Origin of the sequence: Brevibacterium sp. 2SA, assembly GCF_005502845.1 — a bacterium.
Lineage (GTDB): Bacteria > Actinomycetota > Actinomycetes > Actinomycetales > Brevibacteriaceae > Brevibacterium.
Genome location: NZ_SCMW01000091.1, coordinates 1 through 6,542 on the forward strand (window position 1 = coordinate 1; position 6,542 = coordinate 6,542).

General features: G+C 66.9%; 10 protein-coding genes. 4 read left to right on the forward strand and 6 right to left on the reverse strand.

Annotated elements, in window-relative coordinates; translation table 11 throughout:
- A partial coding sequence (locus tag FFS20_RS17435; RefSeq protein ID WP_137827042.1) for a DUF1707 domain-containing protein occupies positions 1 to 637 on the reverse strand: 637 nt, incomplete at its 3' end.
- 164 nt (positions 638 to 801) lie between these two features.
- Here FFS20_RS17435 and FFS20_RS17440 point away from each other — a divergent pair.
- The 4 genes from FFS20_RS17440 to FFS20_RS17455 all read left to right on the forward strand — a co-directional run bounded on the left by FFS20_RS17440 (position 802) and on the right by FFS20_RS17455 (position 3,376).
- Positions 802 to 1,551: a sulfite exporter TauE/SafE family protein gene (locus FFS20_RS17440; protein ID WP_137827043.1), complete on the forward strand. Its 750-nt coding sequence runs from the start codon at positions 802 to 804 to the stop codon at positions 1,549 to 1,551.
- Positions 1,552 to 1,674: 123 nt separating this feature from the next.
- A complete protein-coding gene (locus FFS20_RS18040; RefSeq protein ID WP_171007133.1) occupies positions 1,675 to 2,496 on the forward strand; it encodes an OadG family protein in 822 nt (273 codons plus the stop codon).
- A complete protein-coding gene (locus tag FFS20_RS17450; RefSeq protein ID WP_137827044.1) occupies positions 2,496 to 2,723 on the forward strand; it encodes an RNA-binding S4 domain-containing protein in 228 nt (75 codons plus the stop codon). The genes FFS20_RS18040 and FFS20_RS17450 overlap by 1 nt, the downstream gene beginning before the upstream one ends.
- Before the next feature lie 26 nt (positions 2,724 to 2,749).
- On the forward strand, positions 2,750 to 3,376 hold the full coding sequence (locus tag FFS20_RS17455; protein WP_349290538.1) for a M23 family metallopeptidase: 627 nt from the start codon (positions 2,750 to 2,752) through the stop codon (positions 3,374 to 3,376).
- Between the two features lie 58 nt (positions 3,377 to 3,434).
- On the opposite strand, the gene FFS20_RS17460 is transcribed toward FFS20_RS17455, so the two are convergent.
- The 5 genes from FFS20_RS17460 to FFS20_RS18165 all read right to left on the reverse strand — a co-directional run.
- Complete coding sequence (locus FFS20_RS17460; RefSeq protein WP_137827045.1) at positions 3,435 to 4,031, reverse strand: hypothetical protein; 597 nt, start codon at positions 4,029 to 4,031, stop codon at positions 3,435 to 3,437.
- A gap of 98 nt (positions 4,032 to 4,129) precedes the next feature.
- The gene (gene htpX / locus FFS20_RS17465; protein ID WP_137827046.1) at positions 4,130 to 5,041 is read right to left on the reverse strand and encodes a zinc metalloprotease HtpX; all 912 of its coding nucleotides are present in this window, start codon (positions 5,039 to 5,041) and stop codon (positions 4,130 to 4,132) included.
- A 131-nt stretch (positions 5,042 to 5,172) separates the two neighbouring features.
- Positions 5,173 to 5,457: a hypothetical protein gene (locus FFS20_RS17470; RefSeq protein ID WP_137827047.1), complete on the reverse strand. Its 285-nt coding sequence runs from the start codon at positions 5,455 to 5,457 to the stop codon at positions 5,173 to 5,175.
- Positions 5,457 to 6,203, reverse strand: a complete 747-nt coding sequence (locus FFS20_RS17475) for a PspA/IM30 family protein (protein ID WP_171007134.1) — start codon at positions 6,201 to 6,203, stop codon at positions 5,457 to 5,459. The genes FFS20_RS17470 and FFS20_RS17475 overlap by 1 nt, the downstream gene beginning before the upstream one ends.
- Positions 6,204 to 6,349: 146 nt before the next feature.
- Positions 6,350 to 6,542 (reverse strand): hypothetical protein (locus FFS20_RS18165; RefSeq protein ID WP_212743375.1); only part of this gene is annotated, 193 nt, incomplete at its 5' end.

A 6,542-nucleotide genomic window follows, 5' to 3' on the forward strand; every position in this document is an offset into this window, starting at 1 on the left:
TCTCCTCGTAGTCGTCGTCCTGGCGCGGCTGCTCCTCGAGCTGGCGCTTCGCCTCCTCATCGCCGAGGTGGGCCCGAGCGCGCTTCGTCAGCTCCTGCTTGCGTTTGCGGATGATCTCCTCTTTGCCGGTCATCTGCGCGACCGCGCCGAAGAACATCGGGCCGAGGATGAAGATCGGCCAGAAGAAGATGAGGCCCCCGGAGAAGAGACTCGTTGCTCCCCAGATGAGGAGCATGAAACCGGCAGGACCGGCCATGAGACCGATGAGGGCGCGTTTGACCCGGTCGCGGTAGTACTTCTCCGCGGCTTCCTGGATCTGCTCGGGCGTGATCGGGATCCGATCATTGCTGAGCTGGGCGAGCGCGCGGGCGCGGCTCGCCTCGTCGAGGTGGTCGGGATCGACGGGTTCGGCCTCGGCGATGACGAGATCGTCGATGAGCGCCGGGATCTCTCCGAGGGTCTTCACCCGTGCGGCCGTCTCGGTGCGCTCATCGAACTCCGTGGCATCGATCTGGCCGAGCGCATACGCTTCGGAGAGCACGTCGGTGACCACGGCTCGATCGGCATCGGAGGCTCTGACCTGCCCGTAATCGCGCGGGTCGGCGCTGAAGCGGGACCAGAGTGGACGACTTTCCATCTGTCTACTGTAACCCCGCTCCCGCGGCCTCAAACCTGGGACGTCGCGGCGAATGCGGCGAGAGAATCTGGTCCGCCACGACGGCTGTCCGGTCGCGGGGACCAGTCCGACTCACGGTGCGGACAGCCCCGGTGAGCGGGGACGAAACCACTACACTTGCTCAGGTGGAACCTGTGGTCGTGCTCATCCTCGCAGCCGTCTTCATCGGGGCACTCGCACAGCGCATCACCGGAATGGGCTTCGGTCTGGTCTCCGGGCCGTTCCTCGTCCTCCTCCTCGATCCCGTCTCCGGGGTCCTCCTCGTCAACCTCTGCGGCATCGTCGCGGCCGCCACCGTCTTCGCGCGGACATGGCGCGAGGTCGAATGGCCGGTGTTCTGGAAGCTCGCCGTCGGCACGGTCGTCGGGACGGTGCCCGGGGCGCTGCTGACGACGGCCCTGCCGACAGCGTCGCTGCAGGTGCTCATCGGCGTTCTCATCATCGCCTCGCTCGCCGTCTCCCTGCTCATCGGTCGGGTCGGAATGACGATGCCGGCGAACTTCGGCACGCAGTTCTCGGCCGGCTTCGTCTCCGGCACGATGTCAGCAGCGGCGGGCGCCGGCGGTCCCGCGGTGAGCGCGTACGCGGTGCTCACCCGCTGGGACCATCGGCCGTTCGCGGCGACCCTGCAGCCGTTCCTCGTCGTCGGCACCGCCTCGGCGATCATCGCGAAGGTCATCGTCGACGGCGGGGTGTGGCCGCAGCTCGACCCGGCCATCTGGATCGGGATCGGCGTCGTCCTCGTCACCGGCCTCCTCGGCGGGGATCTGCTTGCGCAGAAGGTCGCGCCGACAGCGGCGCGGATCGCGATGATCGTTCTCGCCTTCGGCGGGGGAGCGGCGACGCTCGCCAAGGGCCTCGGCCTCTTCGGCTGACGACGCTGCACGCCCCGTTGTGCGGGCCGGACAAGCGGAGGCGGCATGCGGGGTTGGCTCAGTCGCTTGCCAGTTTCGTCGGGCATACTGGACAGTGATCCGTCCATCTGGGAGGCATTGATCGTGGGAACAGTATTCCTGCTCATACTCATCGTTCTCGGCACCATCTTCTTCGTCGGTTACCGCAAGGAGAAGAAGCGCAAGCAAGAGCTTCACGCCGCGGAACTCGAACTCGTGAAGAAGGCAGCGGAAGAGGACGTCACCGAGTTCGGTGAGGAAGTCGCCGAACTCGACATCATCACGTCCGGAGTCGAACTCGACACCGGTGGCCAGCAGGACTACAAGCAGGCACTCGACTCCTACGACGTCGCGAAGGAGACGCTCGACAAGGTCGACGAGCCCACCGACATCCGCCACGTCACCGAGGCGCTCGAAGACGGTCGCTACGCCGCGAAGTGCGTGCGCGCCCGCGTCGAGGGCAAGCCCCTTCCGGTGCGCCGCCCGCCGTGCTTCTTCAATCCGCAGCACGGTCCCTCGGTCGAGGACATCGACTGGGCTCCCGCCGGCGGTCAGCTCCGGCCCGTTCCCGTGTGCGCCGCCGACGCCGAACGCGTCGCCGTGGGCGCCGAACCCGCCGTGCGCAAGGTCGTCACCGGTGACGGTCAGACCCGTCGGGCCTACTGGGAAGCAGGACCGGCCTACGCCGAATACAACCGCGGCTACTTCAACTCGTACGCCGGGTCCGGTCTTCTCCCCGGCGTCCTCATGGGCGCCATGCTCTTCGGCGGCATGGGCGGCGGCTGGGACGGCTCGTACGCCGACGGCTACCAGGACGGCATGGGCGCCGACGGCGGCGGAGGCGACATGGGCGGCGGAGACGGCGGAGGCTTCTTCGACGGCGGTGGCGACGGCGGCGGCCTCGACTTCGGAGGCTTCGACTTCTGATGGACGTCGTGACCATCCGCGACGAGACGATCAGACTCGGTCAGCTCCTCAAGCTCCACGGCGTCGCCGAACACGGCGCGATGGCGAAGGATCTCATCGCCGCCGGTGACGTCCGGGTCAACGGCAAGGTCGAGACCCGTCGCGGGGCGACGATCCGCCCCGGCGACCGCGTCGAAGCCCTCGGTGAGGCCTTCGAGGTCGAGTCCGAAGGCACCGGCGAGGCGTAGACAGCGCCGACAGACAGCGGTCGCCGATGATGAACCGGGCCACGGGTACGGGAATCGATCTCGACTTCCCGTTCCGTGGCCGCTGGCTCGTCCAGAACAGCCCAGCCGATCGCCTGCCCAGTCACGGAACCACTCTGTTCGCGACGGCGCAGGCGATCGATTTCGTTCCCGTCGATGACGCGGGAAGGTCAGCGCCCTTCACCCTGACCTCACTGCTGGCCCCGGAACCGCCGCAGCGCTTTCCCGGCTTCGGCCGCGCGCTGCTCTCTCCCGCGAACGGCACGATCATCGCCGTCGATGACGACCACCCCGACCATCCTGCCCACCGTGGACTGCCTTCGCTGAGCTATATGGCCGTCCAACCTCGGCGCCTGCGCCGCGGATGGCCTGCGCTCGCCGGCAACCACATCGCCATCGACATCGGCGGGATTGTCGTCGTCCTCTGCCACGTGCGACGGCACAGCACCGAGGTCGTCGTCGGGCAGTCCGTCCGCCTCGGCGAGGTGGTGACGGAGACGGGAAACTCGGGCAACAGCACCGAACCCCACCTCCACATCCAGGCCATGGATCGGCTCGACCCTGAGCGCGCCGAGGCGGTGCCGCTGAGCTTCCGCGGCCGACTGCCGCGCAACGGCGAGATCATCGAAGCGTGAACGCAGCAGGGACGCGACCGGCTGTCGAAGGCGGTGCCGCGCTCGGCTCGATGAGGTGTCAGCTGTCGAGGGCGCGGGGATTCTCCTCCATGCCCGGCGCATCCCAGAGCGGGGACCACCGGGACATGTCGTCCTCGAACGGCAGTTCGCCGGAGAGGATGCCGCGGACCTGGATCTCGAGCGCATTGTCGCGCTGCCGGGGACCGGTCTGGGCGAAAGGGTAGAACGTTCCGCGCTTGTACTGGTAGACGAGGGCAAGGCGGCGCCCGTCCGGGTGCGCGAAGTAGACGGTCGAGCACAAGAGCATCGTGTCGAAGCCCTGATTGACGAGGGCGGAGTTGACGGCGTGGAGGTTCGTCACGAGGTTGACGGCGTCGGCATCCGCGTCGGAGACGACCTGCCACGTGTAGCCGAAGCCGTCATTCGTCTGTCGCACACTCGCGGCCGGGTCCGAGCCGATGAGGGCGACGCTCTCCTGTTCGGCGGAGTCGAACGCCGCGCCCTCGACCTGGCGGAAGACGACGGCACCGACACCGGTCGGGACGAATCCCGTCGCCGCCTGCAGGGTGAGCGCGGCCGGTGGGAGCGCGAAGAGGTCGTCGAGGTTGGCCCGTTTGGGTTTGGAGCGCCCCAGGATGGCGTCGAAGAAGCCCATGAAACTCCTCATCGGTGTCGTATCGTCAGTGGTCGGTCAGGCGGGGTCGTCTGCCCGCCTGCGGTGCTGCCGTGCTGCAGGTCAGGCGGGGTGCTGGCTCACTCCGGCTTCGACAGCTGCGCGGAGATCTTGGCGAGCTGAGCGAGCCGCTTGTCGAGCGAGGGATGGGTGGAGAAGAGCTCACCGAAGCCCGAGCCGCCGTGCGCGGCGGGGATGAGGGCGAGATGGTTCGCCGAGGCAGTGGCGCGGAGGTCCTTCTCCGGGATCTTGTTCATGTCGCCGCTCAGCTTCGTCAGCGCCGAGGCGAGCACCGACGGGCGGCCGGTGAGCAGCGCGGCCGCGCGGTCGGCTGCGAGCTCGCGGTAGCGGGAGAGGCTGCGGATGAGAAGGAACGAGAGTCCGTAGACCACGGCTCCGACGAGGATGAAGAGGAGCTGGATCGGGATGCCGCCGTTGTTGTCGCGGCGCCCGCCGAGGGTCATGTAGTAGCCGGCGCGCATCATCAGAGCGGCGACGACGCCGGTCACTCCCGCCACCGTCATGACGGTGACGTCACGGTGGGCGACGTGGGAGAGCTCGTGGGCGAGGACGACCTCGACCTCCTCGCGATCGAGGTTCTCGAGCAGACCGCGGGTCACACAGACCACGGACCGCTTCGGGGAGCGACCGGTGGCGAACGCGTTCGGCGTCGCCGAGTTCGACACAGCCACCCGCGGCTTCGTCGAGTCGGAGAGCTGAGTGAGGCGGTCGACCATCGTGTGGAGTTCGGGGGCCTCCTCGGGGGTGACCTCCCGTGCCCCCATCGCCTTCATCGCGATGGAGTCGGAGAAGTACCACTGGAAGAAGAACGCCCCGACGCTGACGACCACTGCGATGATGACTCCGGTCGTGCTGCCGCCGAGCATCCACCAGATGGCGAGGATGAGCACGACGTAGATGAGGCCGTTGAGGAAGATCGTCCACCCCATGCGCATCGTGAGCCCGCTGTCCTTGACGAAACGGTTGGACATCCTCATTCCTCTCTGGTGTTGCAGGTCCGGCCCACTGCCTGGTGAGCAGGCAATGGGCCGGAGGTGTCATCGTCGAACCGGTGCACCGGCGTTCATCGGAGCCGTGAAGTGCGGCAGGGCGCCGATCCTGCTCACGCGGGGTCGGGGATGAACCCTTCGCCCGTGAGCAGCTCGGCGATCTCAGTCAGGGTCGCGTCGACGAAGGGCACGACGACATCGCTGGATCCGAGGTAGTCATCGGAGACGGGCGTGCCGTGGCTGATGACGTAGTCGTGGAGCGCATTGAGCGCGGACTTCGCCTCCTCCTCGTCACCGGATTCGACGGCGCGCTCGACCTGGTTGTCGTACTTCTGCAGAAGCTCCTGGTCGACGTTCGCGACGTCGTACTGGCCCTCGCCCATGATGCGGATGATCATCACTGACCCTCGCCTTCGAGCGATTTCTGGTTGTTCTTCTCCTGGCCGGCGGGCAGCGATTCGCGCATCCGGGCGAGCTCCATCTCGACGTCGTTCTCACTCGAGAGGGCATCGAGCTGCGCGCTGATGTCGTCCTTCGACGAGCCGGTGACGTCTTCGAGGGCGCCGGAGGCGATGAGTTCGTCGACAGCGCCGGCCCGCGCCTGCAGAGCAGCGGTCTTGTCCTCGGCGCGCTGGACGGCGAGTCCGACGTCGCCGAGCTCTTCGGAGATGCCCGAGAACGCCTCACCGATCTTCGACTGCGCTTCGGCGGCGTTGTAGGTGGCCTTGATGGTCTCCTTGCGCGTACGGAAGGCGTCGACCTTCGCCTGCAGCCGCTGCGAGGCCAGCGTGAGCTTCTGCTCCTCGCCCTGGAGGCCCTCGTGCTGGGTCTGCAGGTCGGTGATCTGCTGCGAGAGACCGGACTTGCGGGTGAGGGCTTCGCGGGCGAGGTCCTCACGGCCGATCTCCATGGCCTTCTGGGCCTGCCCGGAGAGCTTGTTCTGCTGCTGTTCGAGCTGATTGATCTGCAGTTCAAGGCGCTTGCGGCTGGTGGCGACGTCCGCGACGCCGCGACGCACCTTCTGCAGCAGTTCGAGCTGCTTCTGGTACGAGTAGTCGAGGGTTTCGTTGGGGTTCTCGGCCTTGTCGAGGGCCTTGTTCGCCTTCGCTCCGAAGATCGTCGCGATTCGTTGGAAGATGCTCACCGTTGTCGACTCCTGCTCTGGTCCTGGTCCGACGAGTGCGGTCGGAAACCTCCGGGTGCGGAGTGTCCCGGCCTCGATCGCCGTGAACTATCCCCTTCAGCCTACTCAAAAAGGCTGATAGTTTCCCAGATGTCGACGAGGGAGAACTACAGATGGCTCAGCGTGTCGCGCACGCGCGGACGGCCCGGAATCACCCCCTGATCCGTCTTGGCAGGTTCGCGCTCGGATGGGGTGTGACACTTCTCGTAGACAGTCGTTACCAGGAAGGCACGACAGGGAATCATGTCTACGAATCGCAGGACGTTCACGCCGGAGTTCAAAGCCGACGCGGTCCAGTTG